This is a genomic window from Sorangium sp. So ce362, assembly GCF_051519845.1.
Taxonomy (GTDB): domain Bacteria; phylum Myxococcota_A; class Polyangia; order Polyangiales; family Polyangiaceae; genus Sorangium.
The window spans coordinates 4336041-4360169 of sequence record NZ_CP150332.1 but is presented as its reverse complement, the minus strand read 5'-3'; the positions used below and the strand labels follow the sequence as shown (position 1 = coordinate 4360169).

The following is a 24129-nucleotide window of genomic DNA, read 5'->3' as shown; positions in this document are numbered from 1 at the left end:
CGCCATGGCGCGCCGCGCGAAGCCGAAGCTCGCCGTGTGGAAGTTCGCCTCGTGCGACGGCTGTCAGCTCAGCGTCCTCGACCTCGAGGACGAGCTCCTGGCGCTCGCGGATGCGGTCGAGATCGCCTACTTCAAGGAGGCCACGAGCCTCGAGCGCGCGGGGCCGTTCGACCTGTCGCTCGTCGAGGGGTCGATCACCACGCCCGGCGACGCCGAGCGGATCCGCGAGGTCCGGCGCCTGTCGAAGGCGCTCGTCACCATCGGCGCCTGCGCCACGGCCGGGGGCATCCAGGCGCTGCGTAACTTCGCGGATGTAAAGGAATTTTTATCTGTCGTGTACGCCTCTCCGGCGTACATCGAGACGCTCGCCACCTCCACGGCGATCGCCGACCACGTCCCCGTCGACTTCGAGCTGCGCGGCTGCCCGGTGAACAAGCGCCAGCTCCTGGAGGTGATCAGCGCCTTTCTCCACGGGCGCCGGCCCAATGTCGCGAGCCACAGCGTCTGCGTCGAGTGCAAGAGCCGCGGCAACGTGTGCGTGATGGTGACCGGGACGCCTTGCCTCGGCCCGGTGACGCACGCGGGCTGCGGCGCGCTCTGCCCGACCTACCAGCGCGGCTGCTACGGCTGCTTCGGGCCCATGGAGGCGCCGAACATGGAGTCGCTCTCGCGCGCGTTCCGGGCGGCGGGCGTGCCGGAGCGCGACCTCGTGCGGCTCCACCGCACCTTCAACGCGAACGCCCCGGCGTTCCGCGAGGAGAGCGAGCGGCATGAGCGCTGAGACGCGCACGATCTCGGTCGACTACCTCGCCCGCGTCGAGGGCGAGGGCTCGCTGACGCTCGTGATCGAGGACGGGCGGGCGAAGGAGGCGCGCCTCTCGATCTTCGAGCCCCCGCGGTTCTTCGAGGCGTTCCTCCGCGGCCGGGGCTTCGCGGAGACCCCCGACATCACGTCCCGCATCTGCGGCATCTGCCCGGTCGCGTACATCACGAGCGCGTGCCGCGCGATGGAGGACGCGCTCGGCATCGAGCTCGGCCCGGAGCTCCGCGCGCTCAGGCGCCTCCTCTACTGCGGCGAGTGGATCGAGAGCCACGCCCTGCACGTCTTCCTGCTGCACGCGCCCGACTTCCTCGGCTACCCGGACGCGGTCGCCATGGCGCGCGACCACCGCGACTGGGTCGCGAAGGGCCTCGCCATCAAGAAGGCGGGGAACGCCATCGTCGCGCTCCTCGGGGGCCGCGAGATCCACCCGGTCAACACCCGCGTCGGCGGCTTCTACAGCGCGCCGTCCCGCGCGGACCTCGAGGGCCTGCTCCCCGAGCTGCGCGCCGGGAGTGAGCGCACGCGCGCGTGCCTCTCCTGGATGGCGACGCTGCCGTGCCCAGTGTTCGAGCGACCCTACGAGTTCGTCGCGCTCCGCAGCGACGACGTGTACGCGATCGCCGAGGGGCGCCTCGTCTCCTCGGGCGGGCTCGATATCGAGGTGCGCGACTACGACGCCCATTTCGTCGAGGAGCACGTCTCCTGGTCGACCGCGCTGAGGTCGAGGATCCGGGGTTCGGGGCGCAGGGCGCCGGCAGGCGACCCGGAGCCCCGAGCGTTGGACCGGGGTTCGGGGCGCAGGGCGCCGGCAGGCGACCCGGAGCCCCGGACGTCCGAACACAGCGGCAGCTACCTGTGCGGCCCGCTCGCGCGCTTCAACCTGAGCTTCGATCGCCTGCTCCCCGAGGTCCAGGACGCGGCGCGCGCCGCCGGCCTCGCCGTCCCGTGCCGCAACCCGTTCCGGAGCCTGCTCGTGCGCCTCGTGGAGATCCTTCAGGCGTTCGAGGAGTCGATCCGGATCATCGAGGCGTACGCGCCCCCGCCGGCGCCGTTCGTCGCGCCTCCCGCGGTCCGCGCTGGCACGGGCTACGGCGGCTCCGAGGCGCCGCGCGGCTTCCTGTACCACCGCTACACGCTCGACGCCGAGGGGACGATCCTGGACGCGAAGATCGTCCCGCCCACGTCGCAGAACCAGCTCTCGATCGAGGAGGACCTCTGCGCGCAGTCGCCGTCGCTCGCGTCGCTGCCGCTCCGCGAGGCGACCGCGCGCGCCGAGCAGGCCGTGCGCAACCACGACCCCTGCATCTCCTGCGCGACGCACTTCCTCACCCTGCGCGTCGAGGAGGCGCCGCGATGACCGCGCGGGTCATCGGGCTCGGGCAACGCGTTGCCGGGGACGACGCCGCCGGGCTCGCCGTACTCGAGGCGCTGCGCCGCCGGGGGCCGCCGAGCGGCGCGGAGCTCGTGGAGGCGAGGGACGCGAGCGCGCTCGTCTCGCTCCTCCAGGCGCCGGCGACGGTCGTGATCGTCGACGCCGTGCTCGCGTCGCCGTCCGGGGAGGTGATCGAGCTCTCGCCCTCGGACCTCGCCGCCGGCGCCCCCGTCCCGGTCTCGACGCACGGCCTCGGCGTGGGGCAGGCCATCGAGCTCGCGCGCCTCACGGCGCCGGACCGGCTGTCGCCCGACATCCGCATCGTCGGCGTGAGCATCAGCAGGCCTTGTCAGCGGGGTTCGGGGCGCAGGGCGCCGGCAGGCGACCCGGAGCCCCGAGCGCTCGAGCAGGCGGACGGCCTGTCGCCCGAGGTGGCCGCGGCGGTCCCCCGGGCTGTCGCCCGCGTCCTCTCGTTCCTCGGAGGGTGAGTCCATGCACGAGTCGTCCATCGCAAGGCAGCTGCTCTCCGCCGCGCTGGACCGCGCCGCGGCCGACGGGGCGACGCGGGTCGTCTCGGTATGCGGCTGGGTGGCCGAGGCCGAGGCGCTCTCGCCGGAGAGCCTCTCGCTCCACTTCGCGGCGCACGCGCGCGGCACGCCGGCCGAGGGGGCGCGCCTCGATCTGCGGCTCCACCGCGTCGAGGCGCGCTGCCTCTCCTGCGGCGGCACGTACGCGCCCGACCATCACGTGCTGCTTTGCCCGCGCTGCGGCGGCGATCAGGCGACGCTCCTCGGGCGTTTGGGGCTCGGCCTGGATGCCATGGAGGTGGAGTAGCCGTGCCGCGCCTCGCGCTCCGCGTGTACGGCATCGTCCAGGGAGTGGGCTTCCGGCCGTTCGTGTACCGGCGAGCGTCCGCGCTCGGCCTGGGTGGCTGGGTGCGGAACCGCCCGGGCGGGGTCGAGATCGAGGTGCAGGGACCGGAGCGCAGCCTCGACGCCTTCGTCGCCGGCCTGACCCGCGAGCCGAGCGCGCCCGCGCGCGTCGAGCGCATCGAGATCGAGCGGCGGGCCGAGGAGGATGCCGGCCCGTTCCAGATCCTCGGCAGCGAGGCGGGGAGCGGTGCGCGCCCGTCGGTGCCCGCGGATCTGGCCGTCTGCGAGGAGTGCGCCGGCGAGGTGGACAGCGAGACCGGCCGCCACCGCCGCTACCCCTTCACGAGCTGCGCGCAGTGCGGCCCCCGCTACACGATCCTCTCGGGGCTCCCGTACGACCGGAGCAGGACCACGATGGATCGCTTCCCGATGTGCCCTGCGTGCGCCGCGGAGTACGCGGACCCCTCGGACCGGCGCTTCCACGCGGAGCCCATCGCCTGCCCGGCATGCGGCCCGCGTATCCAGCTTGTCGCCGCAGCCGGAGACCCGATGGATCCCGGCATTCGGGGCTCCGGGTCGCCTGACGGCGCGCTCCGCGAGGCCGCTGCCGCGGTGCTGGCGGGGAGGGTAGTCGCCGTGAAGGGGCTCGGTGGTTTCCATCTGCTGGTCGACGCGACATCGCCGGACGCGGTCGCGCTCCTGCGCCGACGGAAGCGCCGCGACGCCAAGCCGTTCGCGGTGATGTTCGGCTCGCTCGACGCCGTGCGCGGCGCTTGCCGCGTGTCTCCCGCGGAGGCGGACGCGCTGCGCGGTCCCGAGGCGCCGATCGTGCTGCTGCGGCGCCTCTCGCCCGCCGCCGCGCGGGTCGCCATCGCCGACGCGGTCGCTCCGGGCACGCCCCGCCTGGGCGCGCTGCTGCCCTACACGCCGCTCCATCGGCTGGTGCTAGAGCTCGTCGGTCGCCCCGTGGTCTGCACGAGCGGCAACCTCTCGGACGAGCCTATCTGCACCGACACATCGGACGCGCTGGAGCGCCTGAGCGGCATCGCCGACCTGTTCCTCGTGCACGACCGGCCGATCGTGCGCCCCCTCGACGACTCCGTGGCCCGCGTCGGGCCGGCTGGCGTCGAGCTCCTTCGCCGCGCGCGCGGCTTCACCCCGCTGCCTCTCCCGCTGCGGGTCGACGCCCCGCCGATCCTCGCCCTCGGCGGCCACCTGAAGAGCACGACGGCGCTCTTCTTCGACGGCCAGGTGGTCGTCAGCCAGCACCTCGGCGACGCGCACACCGCGGCGGGCGCTGCGCTCATCGAGCGCACGGCCCTCGACCTCGCGCGCCTGTTCCGGGTGCGGCCGGAGCGCGTCGCCTGCGATCTCCACCCCGACTACGCGTCCAGCCGCATCGCCGAGCAGCTCGCGGCGGCCTTCCGCGCGCCGCTCGTCCGGGTGCAGCATCACCACGCGCACGTCGCCGCCTGCGTGGCCGAGCACGGCCTCGACGGACCTGTCCTCGGCCTCGCGTGGGACGGAGCCGGCTACGGGCTCGACGGCGCCCTCTGGGGCGGCGAGGCGCTGGTCGTGGACGGGGCGTCGTTCCACCGCGCGGCGCACCTCCGCTCCTTCCCGCTGCCGGGCGGCGAGCGCGCCATGCGGGAGCCGCGCCGCTCCGCGCTCGGCCTGCTCTGGGAGCTCCGCGGCGAGGGCGCCCGGGATCTCGCGCGCGCCTGGTTCCGCGAGGCCGAGCTCGGCCCGCTGTTCTCCATGCTCGCGCGCGGGACGGGCTCGCCGCGCACGACGAGCGTGGGGCGCCTGTTCGACGGGGTGGCGGCGCTCGCGGGCCTGCGCGGGGCGGCGAGCTTCGAGGGGCAGGCCGCCATGGAGCTGGAGTGCCTGGCCGAGGCGGCCGGCGAGCAGGCGGGCTATCCGCTGCCGCTGCGCGCCAGCGCGCCGGGGGTGCCGGCGGTGATCGACTTCGGACCGCTGATCGACGCGGTGCTGGGCGATCGGCGTGACGGCGTGCCGCCCGGCGTCATCGCGGCCCGCTTTCACGCGGCGCTCGTGGACGTCGCCGAGGCGCTCGCTGCCGCGAGCGGCCTCGGGCGCATCGTGCTCGCGGGCGGGTGCTTCCAGAACGCGCTCCTCGCCGCGTCGATCCGCGAGCGCCTCGTGGCGTGGGGCGTGGAGGTCTATGCGCCGAGGCTCTACCCGCCGGGCGACGGCGGCCTGTCGCTCGGCCAGGTCCTCGTGGCCGCGCGGCGCGGCGCGGACGCGGTGGAGGCGTGACGATGTGCCTCGGCGTCCCCGGCAAGGTCCTCGGCGTCGCGGGCGGCGATCTCCGGCTCGGCCGCGTCGCCTTCGGCGGGATCGTCAAGGAGATCTGCCTCGCCTACGTGCCGGAGGCGGAGCCCGGCGATTATGTGATCGTGCACGCGGGCTTCGCCATCAGCCGCATCGACGAGGCGTCGGCGCGATGGACGCTCTCCTATCTGGACGAGCTCGGCGCGGCGCGCGAGGGGGAGGAGCCGCGATGAGGTTCATCGACGAGTACCGCGACGCGCAGCGGGTCGGGCCGTACGTGGAGGCGATCCGGCGGGTGGTCTCTCGCCCCTGGTCGATCATGGAGGTCTGCGGCGGCCAGACGCACGCCATCGTCCGATTCGGCCTGGACGAGCTCCTGCCTCCAGAGATCTCGCTCCTCCACGGCCCTGGCTGCCCGGTGTGCGTCACGCCGGTCGAGCTCATCGATTGCGCGCTCGAGATCGCCTCGCGCCGCGAGGTCACGTTCTGCTCGTTCGGCGACATGCTGCGCGTCCCCGGCTCGAGCGACGACCTGTTCGCGGTGAAGTCGAGGGGCGGCGACGTGCGCGTCGTCTACTCGCCGCTCGACGCGCTCGCGCTCGCCGAGCGCCTCCCGGATCGCGAGGTCGTCTTCTTCGCGGTCGGCTTCGAGACCACGGCGCCCGCGAACGCGATGGCGGTGTTCCAGGCGCGACGCCGCGGCATCCGGAACTTCTCGCTCCTCGTGTCGCACGTGCTCGTGCCACCCGCGATGGAGGTGATCCTCCGGGCGCCGGATCGGCGCGTCGACGGGTTCCTCGCCGCGGGCCACGTGTGCACGGTGATGGGCGTCGACGCCTACCGCCCGCTCGCCGCCGAGCACCGCGTCCCCATCGTGGTCACGGGCTTCGAGCCGATGGACATCCTCCAGGGCATTTTCATGTGCGTCCGGCAGCTCGAGGAGGGCCGCTTCGACGTGGAGAACCAGTACGCCCGCTCGGTGCGCGAGGCCGGCAACGAGGCCGCGCAGCGCATGATCCGGGAGGTCTTCGAGATCGTGCCCCGGACCTGGCGAGGCATCGGTCCCATCGCCGGGAGCGGGCTCGGGCTCCGGGCGCCGTACGCGGACCACGATGCACAGCTGCGGTTCGGGGGTTCTGGGCGCAGGGCGCCGGCAGGCGACCCAGAGCCCCGAGCGTCGACCGACTGCAAGAGCGGCCTCGTGCTCCAGGGGGTGATCAAGCCGCCGGACTGCCCCGCGTTCGGTGTGCGCTGCACGCCGGAGACTCCGCTGGGCGCCACGATGGTCTCCTCGGAAGGCGCGTGCGCGGCCTACTACCGTTACCGGAGGGCGGACCCGCCGTGCGGTTCGAGATGAGCTGCCCCGCGCCGCTGCGCGAAAGGACGGTCCAGCTTGCTCACGGCGGCGGCGGGCGGCTCATGCGTGAGCTCATCGAACACGTCTTCCTGCCCGCCTTCGACAGCGCTCCGCTCTCGGCCCGTCATGACGGCGCCGTGGTGCGCCTCGGCGGCGCGTCCCTCGCGTTCACCACGGACACCTACGTCGTGTATCCGCGCTTCTTCCCGGGGGGTGACATCGGCAAGCTGTCCGTCTTTGGCACGGTGAACGACCTGGCCATGACGGGCGCCCGGCCCGCTTACCTGAGCGCCGGCTTCATCGTGGAGGAGGGGCTGCCCATCGGCGAGCTCCAGCAGATCGCGCTGTCGATGCGCGCCGCTGCGGACGCGTGCGGGGTCGAGCTCGTGACGGGCGACACCAAGGTGGTCGACCGGGGCAAGGGAGATGGGCTGTTCATCAACACCGCCGGCATCGGCGTGGTGCCCGAGGGCGTGGTCATCGCGCCGCGCCGGGTCCGGCCGGGCGACGCCGTCCTCGTGTCCGGCGACGTGGGGCGGCACGGGATCGCGGTGCTGTCCGTGCGTGAGTCGCTTTCGTTCGAGGAGCCCGTGGAGAGCGACTGCGCGCCGGTCGCTGACCTCGCGGCGGCGCTGCTCGATTCGGGGATCGACGTCCACTGCCTGCGGGATCCGACCCGCGGCGGGCTCGCGGCCGTGTTGAACGAGATCGCGCTCGACGCGGGCGTCCACGTCGAGGTGGAGGAAGCGCAGATCCCCGTGGAGCTTGCGGTCCTCGGGGCATGCGAGCTGCTCGGGCTCGACCCGCTCTACGTGGCGTGCGAGGGCCGGCTCATCGCGTTCCTGCCGGAAGCCCAGGCGGAGCGCGCCCTGGCGACCCTGCGCGGCCACCCGCTCGGCCGTGGGGCCGCGCGCATCGGTCGGATCGTCGGGGAGGGGAAAGGGAGCGTTGTCCTGAGGACCCGGCTCGGGACCCGGCGCACACTCGATCTGCTCTCCGGCGAGCAGCTCCCGCGGATCTGCTGAGGCTGCGGATCGGAGCGCACGAAGCATTCGTGTCGGGCGAGCCATGCACGGATCGAGCGACACGGCACGCTCCGCGCGCCTCGGTCAATCAGCCCGCATGCGCTCCAGCATCGGGCTGATCAAGACAGACCTGTGATCGAACATGACGGCAGCGGACAGGGGGGCCATAGTTCAATCGGTGGGCGGCTCGCTCCCCGTTGGTCGTGTGGGTGACGCGAGTGAGGTGGCGCAGGCCACCTCTTTCTAACGCGTGAGGGCGGGATCGGCGAGCCGGCACCGGAGTACTTGGCGGCGTTGTCGAGCAGGTTCGTAAGGATCTGCGACAGCCGGGCCGGATCGACGAAGAGCTCAGGCACACGCCCCTCCACGTGGAGGGTCACCGGGTGCTGCCCGAGGGTCGGCTCGATTTCAGCGTGGATTTCGCGTCCAGGGGGGCACGAGCGAGCCGAAGGCGCCGTGCGAGCGGCGCTCAGCCAAGAGAGTGCGGTTTAAACTACAATTGGCTGACGCCCAGAGCGTCACGAAGGCGCACGCCCCCCTTACCCCCCACGATCATTTCGGCTGGTGTTCGCCTGCTCGCCAAGTGCGGAACGTGCTCCAGCACATAGCGGCGCATCAGGTTGGCCGTCAGCAGCTTCAGCAGCAGCGCGGCATGATTGGCGTTGAAGCAGTGGCTCGGCACGCGACCGCACCCCCACCCGTGCTTGAGCTCGCCAATGAGCGGCTCGATGCCCGCGCGCAGGTCATACCGCGCCGCGACGTCTTCCGGCGCTTCGACCGGCTCGTTGGTCAAAAAGACCTGTACCGTGTAGTCGAGCCCCTCCCAAAGGTAGATCTGTTTGCCATTCTCCCGGTCGCGTGTGCGTACGGCGATGCATCAAGGCGCTGCAATCCCCCGCGCCATCGATCCGTACGTAGATGGCCGCGCTCGGAGCTGCGGCGCGCGCGCGTTCAATGCACTCCTCGACGAAGGGCACATCGGCTTCGCCGAAGCTCGTGTCGCCCGGTCGCAGCTTGGCTCCGACGATGGCGTCGGCCTCGGCGATCCGCGCCAGGATCGGATGATAGCTCGGCCGGCCGTGGTAGCGCGGGTTCGGGCCCGGCCGCGCCCCCTCCTGCACCCCAAAGAGCGGCTCCACGGTGGTGTCGACGTCGATATGCACGAATCGGTGCTTTCGGCGAGCAACCAGGGCAAGCCCGTGAGCGACGACCATGCTGTGCAGCGCCTCGAGCGCATCGTCGTCGAAGCGGCACAGGTCGCGGTCGACGGTGTCGATACTCGGGGCTCGCGCCGGCGCACCTTGGAGGTGCTCGGCGTGTGCCTTCGTTTGGTCATAGCAACCCGGACGGGTCGCCACGCCGAGCCTTTCTTTCAAGGTGTTCCTTTTACTGCGCCGGATTCTCACGCCCCGGATCGGATTTCTGGGCGCGAAATCCACGTTCAGGGTATCCTGGACACCATCACCTCCCGCTTCACCGCGCGAGCGCGGTAGGCAAGCGGTACCTGGGTCGAGCTCACCCTGCGGCTCTTGGAGCTGAAGGACGAGCTCCTCGGGAGCGACGCGGCGTCACCGCCAGATTCGCCGGTGTTTACGGCGGGAGCGTATCGCCACCGCCGCCACCGCCGCCACGGCGACCACGGTGGCCGCCGCGATGGCGAGGCGCCGGGCCGTGTGCTCTGTCTCGCCCTTGATGCCGCCCCATTTCGCCTTGGCCGCGACCAGGTCGCGCGCGAGCCGCTCCTTGCTGTGCTCGATCTGCTCGGCAGGCCCCGCGGGCGCCGCGGAACCTGCGCCGGCGCTGACGTGACCTCGCTCGCTGAGGGGACGGGCGACCCTCTCCGTATCGAACCGGATTGCGCTGGATGGATCCATATGTCCCGCGCTGCAATCGCTGTTCCCCGTCAGCGCATCGGCGTGCTCGCCGGCTCGCGTGGCAGCGCCGACGCTGTACTTCCATCGTGCAGGCCACCCCATCGGAGGGGCCCTCTCCGGACGGAGGGCGTCGTCAGGACGCCACACGGGCACGAGGCGCGTCGCGGACGGCTCAGCGGCGCTGGCGCTCCGGTGCGCTCGGCTGCTGGCGCCGGATGCGCAACGCGGCCACCTGGTCGCGCCGCATGAACCAGCCCGGCCGCATCAAGGCCCGCGCGACGGCGGGATACGCGCCCGACGCACGAGCTCGCCGGGGAGCGCGACGAGCAGCACGCCGGCGGTGATCGTCGCGGCGTCGGACCAGTCCGCCCTGAACCCGCCGAGCGTGATGAGCATCGTGGTCGCCGCGGCCGGCGCGTGCTGCGCCTTGAGCAGCTCCTGCGAGAGCAACGTCAGGGCCACGGCGAGGACCGACGCCCACGCGCGGCGCGACAGCAGGTGTCCGGAACCCATCACGGACGGCTCGGCCGCGGCGCCGAGCACGGCCACGGCCGCGGCGGCAGCCACGATACCGAGCAGGTGGCCGACGAGCGTGTTGTAGAGCCGCGCGCCCGGGCTCCGCGGCGTGGTCACATGAACGAACACGGTCGGCCCGAGGCTCGGGAATAGCCACGGCTTGCCCATCGCGAGCCCGACGGCCGCAGCGAGCGCCATGAGCGCCGCCCCGGCGAGCGGAGCCCAGACGGCCTCCGGTACCCTGGCGAGGCGAGCGCGCGCGGCGTGGAGCCTTGGTCTGGACGCGGTGCGGTTCATCATCGGTCAGCGCTCGCCCGCGCCTCGGTCCGCGATCATCCCTCCTGTCGTCAGAGCGGGACGCCCAGGATCTGCGGCGCATGCGCGCTCACCTGCGTCAGGAGCCACGCCTGCTGGCGACGGGTGTTCTCCTCGATCCGGTCGCAGCTCGCCATGAGCGCGCGATCGAGCAGCATCATGGCCGTCTTCTTCACGGCGACGAGCGTGATGTGCAGGTCGGCCGCGAGCACGTACAGCTCGTGCAACCCCCGGAGCTGCCCGAGGTGGCCTTCCCTGGCCCGGTTCAGGCGGATCTTCTCCGGCAAGGAGCCGAGCTCGTTCGCGTCGCCGGCCGGCGGGGCCGGATTGTACGGCCGCGCCGCCGGCTCCAGCCATGAAAGCGACTGCCGCGAGAGCTCCTGGAGCCGCGAGAGCCCCATCGACAGCTCGCCCTCGTTCAGCGCGTGCTCGGACGCGGCGTCGCACGCCGCGATGAACCGCTCGTGGGCCAGCCGGAGCAGGCCGAGGTAGTCGGCCAGGCGCTGTCGCTCGGGCGCATCGCCGGAAGGACGCGTGATCGCCGACGCGATCGCCGAGGCCGCGGCGCCGGCCCGCTCGACGACCCGCTCCGCCACGCCGGTGACCTTCGCGACCGCGGTGCGGGCGGCGCTCACCTTCTGCAGTTTGGCCGCAGCGAGCTTCACGGCCGGCTGCTTGCTCACCGGGTCCCAGGTCGTCATCGTCAGCTCGTTCGCGGCCCGCGGCCGCCCGTCCGGCTCGGCCCCGTCGGTCCCCTCCTCGTCCCAGTACCCGTAGTGAAACGGGATGAACAGGTGCCCCGGGAGGATATCCCCGAGCCTCGCCGCCCCGCGCACCCGGCCACGGCGGGTGATGACGTCGACCATGTCGCCCTCGCTCACGTCCATGCGCGCGGCGTCCTCGGCGCTCATCTGCACGAACACGTCCGGGGCCGCCGCCTGCAGCGCCGGGGACCGGCCGGTCTTCGTCCTCGTGTGGAAATGGTAGATGAGCCGTCCGGTCGTCAACCAGAACGGGTACTCGTCGTCGGGCGACTCCGGCGGAGCAAACCAGTCAGCAGCCTTGAGGATCGCGCGGCCCGCCGGGTCGTTGGCCGCATACTGCTCGCGCGTAATCGCCGCGCCGGTCTCGATGTCGTGCCCATAGCTCCCGCACTCGTCGGCGCCGGTCGGGAAGCGCAGATCCGTGTACTGCCGCTCGGTCCCGTCCGGGTGCTCGTCGTTCACCGGCCACTGGATGCCGGAGCCGCCAGTGAGCTTGGCATACGTCAGGCCGGTGTAGTCGCAGTTCTGACCCTTGCTGCACGCGCGCCACGCGTCGAACGCGCCCTCGGGCGTGTCCCACTTGATGAGCGGTTGACCGTCCCTGTCCGTGAAGCCCATGCGCCGGGCGAAATCGATGAAGATATCCATGTCCGGCCGCGCCGCGCCCGGCGGGTCGACGGCCTTGTACGAGATGTGCACCGTCCGATCGGTGTTCGTGAACGTGCCGGTCTTCTCCCCCCACATCGCGCTCGGCAGCACCAGGTCCGCGAACCGCGTGGTCTCGGTCGGAAAGGCGTCCTGAACGACGACGAAGAGATCCTCCTTCGCCAGCGTCTTGCGGATGCGGGGCAGGTTGGGCATCGAGACCGCCGGGTTCGTGGCGATGATCCAGAGCATCCGGATCGACCCCTGCTCGGCCAGCCGGAACAGCTGGGTGCAATGGGTGTGGGGCGCGAAGGTGGGGATCTCGTCCGGCTCGACGTTCCACACGCGCGCGAGGTCGGCCACGTGCGCCGGGTTCTCCATGTTGCGGAACCCGGTGAACTCGCCGTCTGCGCCGGTCTCGCGGGTGTTCTGGGCGGTCGGCTGGCCGTTCGACTGGATCACGCCGCAGCCGGGTTTGCCGATCATGCCGCGGATCAGGACGAGGTTGTTGACCTGGCACGCCGCGGCCGTGGCCTCGTGCGCCTGGTAGATACCCTGGAGCGCGGTGGCCAAGAGCCGCTCGCTCGTCCCGAGCAGGTGCGCCGCGGCGTTCAGCTGATCCACGGGGACGCCGGTGATCTCGGCCACGCGCCGGGGCGGGTACGCCGCGACCTTCTCCCGCAGCGCCGCGAACCCGACCGTGTGCGCGTCGACGAACGCCTGGTCCACGTGCCCGTTCTGGATGATCAGGTGCATGAGCCCGTTCAGCAGCGCCACGTTCGTGCCGAGGCGCAGGGCCAAGTGGACGTCGGCCTCCCGGGCGGTGTCGGTCGTCCGCGGGTCGATGACGACGAGCCTGGGCGGGTTCGGACCCCGGCGGCGGTCGAGGATGTGCATCCACGACACCGCCTGCGTCGCCGCGATGTTGTGGCCGACGTGCAGGATGCAATCGGCGACGTCGAAGTCCCGGTAGCTCGACGGCTGCCCGTCGCGGCCGAACGTCTCGCGGAGCGAGCTGCCAGCCGTGGCGGTGCACAGCCGCGTGTTCCCATCGATGTGGTTCGTGCGGAGCCCGGCGTGGGTGATGACGCTGAGCGTGTAGTAGTCCTCGAGGAACAGCTGTCCGCTGTTGTAGATGGCGACCGCGCCGGGCGTGTACCGGCCGATCACGTCCTTGCACCGGCGGGTCAGGAGCCCCATCGCCTCGTCCCACGTGGCCTCGCGGAACGTGTTGCCCGGTTTCTTGCCGGTGCGGATCAGCGGCCGGGTCAGCCGATCGGGGCTGTTGTTGGCGACCCAGCCGTTCAATCCCTTCGGGCCCAGCCGACCGCGGTTCACGATGTCCTCTGCCCGGCCGCGGACGCCGACGATCCTGTTCCCCTTGACGCCGATATCGAGCCCGCATCCGTTCGTGCACAGCACGCAGCAGGACTGGACCCATCGCTCCGGCTCCTCGTCCGTCTGCTCGTCGACCCGCGTCGGCCACTGGTGCTCGCCGAAGTACGGCGTCCGCTCGCCCCACGGGCTCGTCACGCTATTCCGTGTCTGGTGCATGCTCCGACTCCTTCCGTGTCACCCTGGGTGGGCGTCCTTGGCGACGGTGCACGCCATGAACGCGCCCATCTCCTCGTGCCGCACCTGGATGAACCGGAGGTCCGGAACGCGGTGAAACGCGCCCACGATGCCGTTGATGCCATCGCCCGGACAGGCGTAGACGCGCCGGACGCCCCACGCGACGAGGCGCCTCAGCAGGAACTCGCCGACGGTCTGGGCCATGAGTCTCCCCCCCCGCGAGCTCGAACGTGAGCCCGACCCGGCGCCGGCGTGCGACATCCGTGCCGCCTCGCCGCGCCGCGCGCTGCGTGCCGCGGTTGCGCGTGCGAGCGGCCGCTGCGCGCGCGGGCTCAGGCGATGCATTCCGGGGCGCGCCGGGCGCGCGCTCGCGCCGGCAGGGGAAGCTCGAATGCAACACCAGGCATCCACGGATCCGTCACAAATCGATCGCAGCTCGCAGGACCTCGCCGCCGATGCGCTCCACGAGGCGAAGAAGCTCCTCGCTGCGGAGCTCGCGCTGGCCAAGCGCGATCTTCGCCGGTCGGCGGCGGCCCTCTCGCGCTCGGCGGTCGCGTTCGGGGTCGCGGGCGTCGCGGGGCTCGCCGGTATCGACGCGCTGATGGTGTCCCTGGCTGTGGGGCAGCGCCGCAATCATCCGGCGCGCTCGACGGCCGTGGGGCTCGGGCTGCTCGCGCTCGCGGCCGCCGCCTGGCTCGTCGGGCGGTCCGCGCTGCCTCGCGGCCCGCTGCCGATCGCCGCGCGGATCGCGTCGGACATCGAGGACGTCGCCCAGCGCGTGGTGGGGTGAAGCGGTCGCCTCGGCTCAGCGCTGGAGTCGTCGCTCAGCGCGGGGGTCAACGCCGGAGCGCGGCGGCGGCGCGGCCCGAGGCGGCGGTCCCCTCACGCGAGGAGGCGCCGCCAGGGGGTGCTGCGCCGGGCCGCTGCGCTGTGCGCGGCGGCCCCGGCGAGGGCCGCCGCGCACAGCGCCACGGCGCCGAGCGACCAGCGATGGATGTCGAACCAGAGCTCCAGGCTCGAGGCCTTGGCGCGCCGGTCGAACGGGCCGTGCGCGCCGAAGTCCCCCGGCACGGGCGCCCACAGGTTGTCGAGGCGATCCGGGTCCACGGGCTCATCGGTCATCTGCCGCGTGTACCCGACCTTCGCGAGCCAGTGATCGAGCAGCCCCGGGATCACGCGGTTCCCCCAGATCGCCTTGACGGTCGGGAAGCCGACCTTGATGTCGCGGCGGTCGTGGTGCGCGGCCCAGTAGAGCGCGTCGGCCGCCACCTCGGGCTGGAAGATCGGCGGGACCGGCTGTGGATTGTACGGGAGGCGCGACTTCGACCAGAGGAACTGCGGCGTGTTCATCGCCGGCAGGTGCACCATGCTCACGCGCACGCGGCTTCCGTCGTGGATCAGCTCGCTGCGCAGCGACTCGGTGAAGCCCACGATGGCGTGCTTGGACGCGCAGTAGGCCGACTGCAGCGGGATGCTCCGGTAGGCGAGCGCGGAGCTCGCCTGCACGATGATCCCGCGGTCGCGTGGGAGCATCCGCGCGAGCGCCGCGAGCGTTCCGTGCACATACCCGAGGAAGTTGACCTTGAGGACGCGCTCGTACTCTTCGGGCCGCATCTCCTTCACGGGCGAGAAGACCGACGTCATCGCGACGTTGATCCAGGCGTCGATCGGGCCGAAGCGCTGCTCGACCGCCGCGGCCGCGGCCTCGACCTGCGCGGAATCGGCGACGTCGGTCGGCAGGACGAGCGCGCTCGCCCCGGCGTCCTCCGCCTCGCGCCGCGCCTCCTCGAGCCCGTCGCGCCCGCGCGCGACCAGCCCGATGCGCGCGCCTTCGCGCGCAAACCGCCGCACCGTCGCGCGCCCCACGCCCGCTGACGCCCCCGTGATCACCACGACCTCCGCCCGCCTGGAATCGCCCATGCCCGTCGCGCCCCCGCCTCGCCCGCGGCATCAAGCAACGTGAATGCCACCTGGGCGTGTCACTTCCTCAAGCTCGACAGCACGTCCTTGATCCGCTCGGCTGGGTCCGCCGTGAGCGACCAGGGGCTCGGCTGCCGCACCACGTGCAGGTTGCCTCGACGCTCGAGCACCTCGAACCGCGTCATTCCCTCTTTCGGGTACGGCGCGGGGAACGCTGTGGCGGGCGTCCTCTCGGCGGCTCGGCGTGACGCCCGCCGAGTATCGAGGGCGCTTCGCCGAGAAGGCCCCGCAGGCTGTGGAGTGAAGGCGGCCCCTTCGATAGATCTGCGTCCCCGGACGATCGTGGCTCGACGCGCCGGCGCCCTTTATACTCGCCGCGACCGTCGCGCCATGGCCGGCGCGACCCCGACCAACGCCTGACGGAGATCCCCAGTGAACCACCATCCCGCATTGACACCTGGCCGCGTGGCCGTGGTGACCGGCGCCGCCGGCGGCATCGGGCTCGCCGCCGCCGAGCGCTTCGCGCGCATGGGCCTGAAGGTCTGTCTCGCCGACCTCGATGGGCCGGCGCTGCACGAGGCCGCCGCGCGCGTCGCCGCCCTCGCGGCCGGCGGCGAGGCCGACGTGCGCGCGGCCCCGACCGACGTCGCCAGGCTCGAGGACGTGCAGCGCCTGAAGCAGGTCGCCTACGACGCGTTCGGCGAGGTGGCGGTCCTGATGAACAACGCCGGAGTCGGCAACGGCGCCGGACCGTGGAAGGACTACGAGCGCTGGCGCCGGCTGATCGAGGTCAATCTCTGGGGCGTGCTCCACGGCGTGCACGCGTTCACGGAGGCGATGCTGGCGCAGGACACCCCTTGCGCCATCGTCAACACGGGCTCGAAGCAGGGCATCACCACCCCGCCGGGCGACGCGGCCTACAACGTCTCCAAGGCCGGCGTGAAGGTGCTGACCGAGCAGCTCGCTCACGAGCTGCGCAACGTCGCCGGCAGCAAGGTCACCGCCCACCTGCTCATCCCGGGATACACGTTCACCGGCATGACCGCGCGAGGCCCGGAGAAGCCCGCTGAAGCGTGGACCGCCGATCAGGTGGTGGACAGGATGCTCGCCGGCATGGGCCGCGGCGATTTTTACATCCTCTGTCCGGACAACGCGGTCACGCGCGAGATGGACGAGCGCCGAATCCAGTGGGCGGCCGACGACCTCATCCAGAACCGACCTGCGCTGTCGCGCTGGCACCCCGACCACGCGGACGCGTTCGCGGCGTTCATGGCGGGCGCGGCGAAGCCCTGACGCACAAGGCTCCTCCGGAGCAGAGGTCGTGAGCAGGCGGAGGCCGACTCAGGCCTGCCTCTTCGCTGAATCAGGGGCAACCGGGACGCCATTCGACGCGCTCCCGCAGGTCGTGAAGGTTGCTTCTCTCCCCCACAAAGGTGGCACGCATCTCACAACAAACCCTTGATATGTAAGGGGAATCGCCGCGATCCCTCTCGATCTGGACTCGCGCGCCGCAAGGCCTTGACAGGTCGGGACGGCTCACGCCCTACTGGCCGTTCCAGAGAGGTCATGCAGCCGCCCCGATCCCCTGCGCTCGTGCTCATCGCTGACGACAATCCGCTCAACATCGAGGTGCTCTGCGGCGCGCTTGCGGGTGAGGGGCTGAATCTCGCCATGGCGGGTGACGGCGAGGAGGTGCTCGCGGTGGTCGGCCGCGAGGAGCCGGATCTGATCCTGCTCGACGCGCTCATGCCCGGCCTCGACGGCTTCGAGACCTGCAAGCGTCTGAAGGCCAACCCGGCGACGAGGGATATCCCCGTCGTGTTCATGACGGCGCTCGCCGATGAGCATTACAGGATCCAGGGCTTCAGCGTGGGCGCCGTGGACTACGTGATAAAGCCCTTCGAGAGAGGCGAGCTCCTGGCGCGCGTGCGGACCCAGCTCTCGCTCCGGAGCGCGACGCGGGCCCTGAAGGAGCAGAACCTGCGGCTCTCGGAGGAGATCCGGGAGCGCGACGCCGCCGAGCGGGCCCTCGAGCGCCGCACGGCGGAGCTGTACGAGGCGAACGCGCAGCTCGCGCAGGAGCTCTCGCAGCGCGAGCAGGCCGAGGCCGCGAGGGCGGCGCTGCACGAGCAGATCATCGCCGCCCAGCGGGACAGGCTGCGCGAGCTCTCGGCGCCGCTCATCCCGATCACCGACGGGATCCTTGTGATGCCCCTCGTCGGCACGATGGACGTCGAGCGCGCCAGGCAGGCGGTCGACACCGCGCTGCGCGGGGCGAGCGAGCGCGGCGCCGACTTCCTCATCTTCGACATCACCGGCGTGAACGTGGCCGACGAGACCGTGGCGAGCATGCTCGTGCAGGCGGCGAGGGGCCTCGGCTTGCTCGGCACGCGGGCGATCATCACGGGCATCCGCCCCGAGGTGGCGCAGGCGCTCGTGCGGCTCGCCCTCGGCCTCGGTGAGCTGGTGACCAAGGCCACCGTGCAGGCTGGCGTGGCGCACGCGCTCCGGGCGCGCGGGAGGGCGTTCGGCGCTCCCTGACGCCCCTCGAACCTCCGACGCGACGCAGAGGAGGCGTCCTGCCCTCGATCAGCGATGCCAAGAGCCGTGCAGGGCCACAGATTCGCCCGAGGAGAACAGAGACCATGATGCAGCTCGTGGATTATCTATGGGGCGAGACGCTCTATGAGGGCCTCGAGACCCGCGTCCAGCGCGCCGTCAAGAGACCTTCGGGCGAGCGCGTGGTCGTCAAGCAGCCCGTCGCGATGACGCCGAGCTCGCGCACCGTCGGCCGGCTCCTGCACGAGCACCAGCTCCTGACCAAGCTCGCCGATGTACCCGGCGTGGCGCGCCCTCTGGCGCTCGAACAGCAGGGCGGCAGTGTGGCGCTGGTCCTGCACGACGCCGGCCTGCGCTCGCTCGACCGGGTGCTGGCCGAGCGCGGCCGGCTGCACATCGAGGCTGCCCTGCGCCTCGCCCTGGGCGTGTGCCGCGTGCTCCAGGGCGTGCATGCAGCCGGCGTCATGCACAAGGACGTCAAGCCGCAGAACATCCTTGTCGATGAGACCTGGACCGAGGTCGTGCTCGTCGACTTCGGCATCGCCTCGGAGCTGGCCCAGGAGGCGACCGAGGCGAGCCTGCCCGACGCGCTGGAAGGGACCCTCGCCTACATCTCTCCCGAGCAGACCGGGCGCACCGCCCGTGGGCTGGACGCCCGCACGGATCTGTACTCGCTGGGCGTGCTGCTGTTCGAGGCGTTGTCGGGACGGCGGCCGTTTCTCGAGAAGGACCCGCTCGCGCTGGTGCATGCGCACCTCGCCAAGACGCCGCCCGCGCTCGACGAGCCGCGCCTCGTCGAGGGCGTCCCCGGCGCCGTGGCGCGGCTCGTCGAGCGCTGCCTCGAGAAGCACCCCGAGCAGCGCTACCAGACGGCCAGTGGCCTCGCCTCGGACCTCGAGCGGGCGCTCTCGGCGTGGACCGAGCGCGGCCACATCGCGCCATTTGCCCTGGGACGCAAGGACTTCTCGCCCAGGCTCTCGCTTCCGCAGACCCTGGTGAGCCGCGACGAGGAGAGCCGGGAGATCGCCGCGGCCTTCGAGCGCGCCGCGGGCGGGGCGGTCGAGGTGCTGCTGCTCGCGGGCCCGTCGGGGGTGGGAAAGACGGCCCTTGTGCGCTCGGTCTACCGCGAGATCGCCAGGGCGGGCCGGGGGCTGCTCCTCTCGGGGAAGCACGATCAGCTCGGGCGCTCCGTCCCTTATGCCGCGCTCGCCCAGGCCTTCTCGGGCCTCTTGAACAACCTGACCGCCAGTCCCAAGCCCGTGTTCGAGTCGTGGCGCGCGCGCATCGATCGAGCGCTGGGCCCGAACGCGCGGGTGATCGCCGACCTGGTACCGGAGCTGGAATGGCTGATGGGCACGCTCGCGCCCGTGCCGGAGGTGCCGACGGAGATGGCGTACAACCGGCTCAAGCTGAGCTGGATCGATTTCGTGCGGTCCGTGACCGACGCCTCGCCGCCGCTGGTGCTGTTCCTCGACGACCTGCAGTGGGTGGACCCCGCGTCGCTGGAGCTGCTCAAGGTGCTCTTGACGGACGTGGGGCGCAAGCACCTGCTCGTGATCGCAGCCTATCGGGACAACGAAGTGGAGCCGGGCCACCCGCTGTGGACGCTCGTGGAGGCGGTATCGGCGAGCGGCGTGACGACGCCGCGGCTGACCGTGGGGCCGCTCTCCGAGGCGTCGGTAGCGCAGTGGCTCACGCTCGCGCTGTCCGCCGAGCCCGAGCGGGTCAGACCGCTTTCGGGTGCGCTGCATCGCAAGACGCACGGCAACCCCTTCTTCCTGGGCCAGCTCTTGCTGGAGCTCCACCGTCAGAAGCGCGTGCGGCGCGATCTGGAAGACGGCGCGTGGCAATGGGATCAGGACGCGGTGGAGCGCGCGGCGGTCACCGACAACGTCGTGGATCTCGTGCTCCGCAAGGTGGTGGAGCTGCCAGCGAGCACGCAGGACGTCCTGGGACAGGCGGCGTGCGCGGGCCACAGCTTCTCGTTCGAGGAGCTGACGGTGCTCTCGGGCAAGGAGCCGGCCGAGGTCGGGGCCGTCCTGTGGCCCGCGGTGCTCGCGGGGCTGGTGCTCCCCAGCGATGGGCATTACCGAGAGGCGCAGGCGCTGGCGCAGTCGCTGGCGCACCTGAGCCGCGATCTCGAGGCGCGCTACAGGTTTCTGCACGACCGCGTGCAGCAGGCGTTCTACGAACGGATCCCGCCGGAGCAGCGAGCGAGGACCCACCTCGCGATCGGCCGGAGGCTCCGGGCGGTGTTCGAGCGCCAGGGGGGCTCGAACCAGAAGCAGCTGGAGATGGTGAGGCACCTGAACCTGGGGGCCGCGGCGCTCGAGAACGAGGGGGAGCGCAAGGATCTGGCGAAGCTGAACCTGCGAGGAGCGAGGGCAGCGAAGGCGAACGGCTCCTACAAGCTGCAAGCGACGCTCGCGGAGCAAGCGCAGCGGCTCCTGGGAGAGCGCGCGTGGGAGGACGAGCCGCAGCTGTCGGTGGAGATGGCGCTCGAACGCATCGAGGCGGACTACATGCTGCGCGCGTTCGACGAGGTGCACCGGGGAGCACTGGCGCTCCTTTCGCGGCCGCTGCCCGCGCCGCCGAGGCTCGCGGCGCAGGAGCTGCGCGTGCGCGCGTTTCGCGCCGCCGGGCAGCTCCGAGAAGGAGAGAGCCTCGGGCTCCTGGCGCTCGCCGAGCAGGGCATCCACTACCCCGAGAGCAACGAGGCGTGCATCGCTCAGATCAAGCAGCTGCTCGGGGAGTGCAATGCATGGCTCGACGAGCACCCCGAGGGCTTCACCCGGATGCCCGCCGATCCCTCCCCCGAGCATTCGCTCTGCGATGCCCTCGAGGCCGCCATGGGGCTGTGCGCCGTGATCGGCACGCGCCCCGCCACCTTCGCCCTCGCGGCGGTGCGCAACACGCACCAGGCGATGAAGCGGGGGGCGCTGACGTCCGCGGCGCCGTTCTTCATCGGGATACTCGCCCACGCGCCATCGGCCTTCCTCGGAGATTACCGCGGAAGCGTGCGCTGGACGCGGGAGGGAGAGCAGGCGGCGATACGCCTCGCCTCGCCCTTCTTCCCGGAGTGCTCCTTCATTCGAGGGCTGTATGTGCCCCATGAATCTCCCGTGGAGCAGAGCCGGTCCTGCTATCAAGCCGCGCTGCGCGCGGCGACCGTCTCCGGCTCCTTCGTGGGCACCAGCTACGGCCTGCTCGGCGAGCTTTATTACGTGGATCTGTGGGGAGGACGCCCGCTCGACCAGGTGGCGAAGCGGGAGGAGGCGCAGCGAGACCTGATGGCGCGGGCCGGCGACGCCCACGGACGGCAATTCTTCGCGCTTGTCGCAGACTACGCCGCCTTTCTCCGCGCCGCGACGCGTCCCAGGCCCACCCCCGAGCAGGACTGGCTCACCGAGAGCTCGCGCTCTTTCCTCGCGAGGGGCAATGGGCTCGTGGCCGAGCTGGCGCGCATCCTGGAGGTGCATCTGTTCCTTTCGTTCGGCGAGCACACGCGGGCCCTCGAGCACGCCGAGGAAGCCGAGCGGTTCCGTCCTGCCGTCTACGGGACTCCCTCCGTGACGGACATCCCGCTCTGGCGGGGGCTCGCCGCCGCGAAGTGCTGCGTGTCTACACGCCCGCAAGCGGATACGCGCCCGCACGAGGAGCGCGCAGGGCTCCTCGCCACGCTGGACCACGCCATCGAGCGCTTTCGTACCTTCACCGAGGGGTGCGCGGAGAACTTCGGCCACAAGCTGCGGCTGCTCGAGGCCGAGCGCGCCCGCCTCGACGGCCGCACCGACGACGCGCTCTCGGCCTACGACGACGCCATCGAGCAGGCCCACGCGCACGGCTTCCTGCACGTCGAGGCCCTCGCCGCCCAGCTCTGCGCCGACTTCCATCTCTCGGCGAACCGCGAGCGCCTCGCGGCCCACTACCTGCGCCAGGCCTGCGACGCCTATACCCGCTGGGGCGCGCTCGCCCTGGTCGCCCACCTCCACGAGCAGCATCCGACCTTGCTCCCGGGCCCCGCGGCGGCTCTCGCCGCCGAGCGCGCCCCCACGACGGCCTCCATCAACACGACCGACACGACCGGCAACGCGGCGCTCGACGTCGCCACCACCGTCCGCGTCACCCAGGCCCTGTCGAGCGAGCTCGTCCTCGGCGCCCTCATCGGCCGCATCCTCCGCCTGCTCGCCGAGAACGCCGGCGCCGAGCGCGCCGTGCTCGCCCTGGTCCAGGGCGGCGCCCTGCGCGTCGAGGCCGAGCTCGCCCTCGATCCCGAGCGCCTCGCGCTCGACTTGAACGAGCCCATCGGCGCCTCCGCCCGGCTCCCCAGCTCCGTTGTGCAGTACGTCGAGCGCAGCAAGGTGCCGGTGGTGCTCGGCCAGGCCGTCACCGACCCTCGCTTCGACACCGATCCTTATCTGCGATCCCGGAGGCCGCCCTCGTTGCTCGCCGTCCCGCTCGTCCACCAGGGGCGTCTCTCGGGCGTGATGTACCTAGAGCATGCGCACGCGGTCGACGCGTTCCCCCAGGCGCGGATCGAGCTCTGCGCGCTGCTGGCCTCCCAGGCCGCCACCGCCGTCGAGAACGCCACCCTCTATGCCGAGGTGCGGAGCAAGACCGAGGCGCTCCAGGCGGCCAACGCGCACCTCGAGCAAGAGGTCGAAGCGCGCACCCGAGAGCTGCGGGCCGCCAAGGAAGCGGCGGACGCCGCCAACCAGGCCAAGAGCACCTTCCTGGCCCACATGAGCCATGAGCTGCGTACCCCGCTCAATGGCATCCTCGGCTATGCCCAGATCCTCGAGCATTCGACGTCGCTCTCGCCGGCGGAGAGGAACGGAGTCCAGACCATCCGCCGCTCGGGCGAGCACCTCTTGACGCTGATCAACGATGTCCTCGACCTGGCCAAGATCGAGGCCGGCAGGATGGATCTGACCCCGAGGGAGGTCCAGCTCCCCGCGCTCATCGGCACCGTGACCGATCTCTGCCGCGTGCGGGCCGAGTCCAAGGGGCTCGCGTTCTCCTCACGGGTGTCCGGGCCGCCGCTCTCCCACGTCCACACCGACGACAAGCGCCTCCTCCAGGTGCTGCTCAACCTGCTGAGCAACGCCATCAAGTTCACCGAGCGCGGCCGCGTCAGCCTCCAGGTCGATGTGCTGGAGGAGAGCGGGCCCGAGCGCACCGTGCGCTTTCGGATCGAGGACAGCGGTCCGGGCATCGCGCCCGAGCACCTGCTGCGCATCTTCGAGCCGTTCGAGCAGGTCGGCAGCGAGGTGGCCCGCGCCGACGGGACGGGGCTCGGCCTGACCATCACCCGACAGATCGTCGAGCGGATGGGCGGCCGCATCGAGGTGCAAAGCCGGCTCGGCGAGGGCAGCGTCTTCACCGTGACGCTGCGCCTCACGGAGGCGCGACCTCCCGCGAGCGCCGCGGGCGCGGCGCTCGGGTGGGAGCAGATCACCGGCTATGAAGGCGAGCGACGTCGCGTGCTCGTGGTGGACGACCACGCCGACAACCGCGCCGTGCTGCGCGATCTGCTGGCTCCGCGCGGCTTTCTGGTCCTGGAGGCGGAGGGCGGCGAGGCGGCGCTGAGGCTCGCGGCCGAGCACACGCCGGCGCTTGTCGTGATGGATCTGGCGATGCCGGGAATGGACGGCTACGAGGCCACCCGGCGCCTGCGACAGCTCCCCGCGCTCGCGCGGACCGTCGTCCTCGCCTCGTCGGCGAGCGTCGCCGGGGGCGAGCTCGAGCGAAGCCGTGAGGCCGGGTGCGACGATCTTCTTCCCAAGCCGGTCGAGGCGGGGGCGCTGCTCGATCGGCTGGAGCGCTCGCTGGGGCTCTCCTGGATCCGCGAGGAGCGGCAAGGACCGCTCCCCTCGCCGGCCGTCCTCACCGAGGCCGAGCTCGCCGCGCTGCCCCGTCCGCAGCCCGACGATCTGGCGCGGCTCCTGGATCTGTCGAGCCGAGGGAGGGTCCTCGAGTTGATCGAGGAAGCGAAGCGGTTGCAAGAAAAGGACGAGCAGCTGAGACCGTGGCTGGGGCGGCTCTCCGCGCTGGCGAAGAGCTTTCAGTTCAAGGCGCTTCGCGCGCTGCTCGTCGACAGCCGTCGAGAGCCGCCGATCTGAAACGAGGCGCCGCCCTCCTCGGCGGACCTTCATCGTTCGAAAAACTCAATGATTCTGAGTCAACGCTCGGTTCAGGGCGCGTTTCTTGGTACCCCCCT

17 protein-coding genes and 2 pseudogenes are annotated in these 24129 nt (G+C 71.7%); 12 read left to right on the top strand and 7 right to left on the bottom strand.

Annotated elements, in window-relative coordinates; all coding sequences use genetic code 11:
• Positions 1–4: 4 nt before the first annotated feature.
• The 8 genes from WMF17_RS16885 to hypE are packed head-to-tail and all read left to right on the top strand — an operon-like array spanning position 5 to position 7744.
• A complete protein-coding gene (locus tag WMF17_RS16885) occupies positions 5–781 on the top strand; it encodes an oxidoreductase (RefSeq protein ID WP_437603104.1) in 777 nt (258 codons plus the stop codon).
• Complete coding sequence (locus WMF17_RS16880; RefSeq protein ID WP_437650464.1) at positions 771–2180, top strand: Ni/Fe hydrogenase subunit alpha; 1410 nt, start codon at positions 771–773, stop codon at positions 2178–2180. The genes WMF17_RS16885 and WMF17_RS16880 overlap by 11 nt, the downstream gene beginning before the upstream one ends.
• Positions 2177–2683 carry a hydrogenase maturation protease gene (locus tag WMF17_RS16875; RefSeq protein ID WP_437603102.1) on the top strand — a complete coding sequence of 169 codons (507 nt, stop codon included), beginning with the start codon at positions 2177–2179 and terminating at the stop codon, positions 2681–2683. The genes WMF17_RS16880 and WMF17_RS16875 overlap by 4 nt, the downstream gene beginning before the upstream one ends.
• A 4-nt stretch (positions 2684–2687) precedes the next feature.
• Positions 2688–3029, top strand: coding sequence for a hydrogenase maturation nickel metallochaperone HypA (locus tag WMF17_RS16870; protein WP_437603101.1), 342 nt, complete (start codon positions 2688–2690; stop codon positions 3027–3029).
• Between the two features lie 2 nt (positions 3030–3031).
• Positions 3032–5347: a carbamoyltransferase HypF gene (hypF, locus tag WMF17_RS16865; RefSeq protein WP_437650463.1), complete on the top strand. Its 2316-nt coding sequence runs from the start codon at positions 3032–3034 to the stop codon at positions 5345–5347.
• Positions 5348–5349: 2 nt separating this feature from the next.
• Positions 5350–5595 carry a HypC/HybG/HupF family hydrogenase formation chaperone gene (locus WMF17_RS16860; protein ID WP_437603099.1) on the top strand — a complete coding sequence of 82 codons (246 nt, stop codon included), beginning with the start codon at positions 5350–5352 and terminating at the stop codon, positions 5593–5595.
• Positions 5592–6719 (top strand): hydrogenase formation protein HypD, encoded by a 1128-nt coding sequence (gene hypD, locus WMF17_RS16855; RefSeq protein WP_437650462.1) that lies wholly within the window; start codon positions 5592–5594, stop codon positions 6717–6719. The genes WMF17_RS16860 and hypD overlap by 4 nt, the downstream gene beginning before the upstream one ends.
• A complete protein-coding gene (gene hypE, locus WMF17_RS16850; RefSeq protein ID WP_437651353.1) occupies positions 6716–7744 on the top strand; it encodes a hydrogenase expression/formation protein HypE in 1029 nt (342 codons plus the stop codon). The genes hypD and hypE overlap by 4 nt, the downstream gene beginning before the upstream one ends.
• A gap of 562 nt (positions 7745–8306) precedes the next feature.
• Here hypE and WMF17_RS16845 read toward each other — a convergent pair.
• The 5 genes and pseudogenes from WMF17_RS16845 to WMF17_RS16825 form a co-directional block, all read right to left on the bottom strand.
• Positions 8307–9027, bottom strand: a pseudogene (locus WMF17_RS16845) (transposase); the annotation flags it as partial.
• Between the two features lie 285 nt (positions 9028–9312).
• A complete protein-coding gene (locus WMF17_RS16840; RefSeq protein WP_437603096.1) occupies positions 9313–9720 on the bottom strand; it encodes a hypothetical protein in 408 nt (135 codons plus the stop codon).
• A 162-nt stretch (positions 9721–9882) separates the two neighbouring features.
• The gene (locus WMF17_RS16835; RefSeq protein WP_437603095.1) at positions 9883–10434 is read right to left on the bottom strand and encodes an HPP family protein; all 552 of its coding nucleotides are present in this window, start codon (positions 10432–10434) and stop codon (positions 9883–9885) included.
• A gap of 47 nt (positions 10435–10481) precedes the next feature.
• Positions 10482–13412 carry a molybdopterin oxidoreductase family protein gene (locus WMF17_RS16830; protein WP_437603094.1) on the bottom strand — a complete coding sequence of 977 codons (2931 nt, stop codon included), beginning with the start codon at positions 13410–13412 and terminating at the stop codon, positions 10482–10484.
• 36 nt (positions 13413–13448) lie between these two features.
• Positions 13449–13634, bottom strand: a pseudogene (locus WMF17_RS16825) (thiamine pyrophosphate-binding protein); the annotation flags it as partial.
• A 187-nt stretch (positions 13635–13821) separates the two neighbouring features.
• On the opposite strand from WMF17_RS16825, the gene WMF17_RS16820 reads away from it, so the two are divergent.
• Complete coding sequence (locus WMF17_RS16820) at positions 13822–14220, top strand: phage holin family protein (protein WP_437603093.1); 399 nt, start codon at positions 13822–13824, stop codon at positions 14218–14220.
• 92 nt (positions 14221–14312) lie between these two features.
• Here WMF17_RS16820 and WMF17_RS16815 read toward each other — a convergent pair whose 3' ends face one another.
• Positions 14313–15350: an SDR family oxidoreductase gene (locus WMF17_RS16815; protein ID WP_437650461.1), complete on the bottom strand. Its 1038-nt coding sequence runs from the start codon at positions 15348–15350 to the stop codon at positions 14313–14315.
• Positions 15351–15409: 59 nt separating this feature from the next.
• Positions 15410–15535, bottom strand: coding sequence for a hypothetical protein (locus WMF17_RS16810; RefSeq protein ID WP_437603091.1), 126 nt, complete (start codon positions 15533–15535; stop codon positions 15410–15412).
• A 265-nt stretch (positions 15536–15800) separates the two neighbouring features.
• Between WMF17_RS16810 and WMF17_RS16805 the strand changes: the two genes are divergently transcribed.
• The 3 genes from WMF17_RS16805 (at position 15801) to WMF17_RS16795 (ending at position 24031) form a co-directional block, all read left to right on the top strand.
• The gene (locus WMF17_RS16805) at positions 15801–16643 is read left to right on the top strand and encodes an SDR family NAD(P)-dependent oxidoreductase (protein ID WP_437603090.1); all 843 of its coding nucleotides are present in this window, start codon (positions 15801–15803) and stop codon (positions 16641–16643) included.
• Between the two features lie 273 nt (positions 16644–16916).
• Entirely contained in the window at positions 16917–17891 is a 975-nt protein-coding gene (locus WMF17_RS16800) for a response regulator (RefSeq protein ID WP_437603089.1), read from the top strand.
• Positions 17892–17995: 104 nt separating this feature from the next.
• Entirely contained in the window at positions 17996–24031 is a 6036-nt protein-coding gene (locus WMF17_RS16795) for an AAA family ATPase (protein ID WP_437650460.1), read from the top strand.
• The last annotated feature ends 98 nt before the right edge of the window (positions 24032–24129 follow it).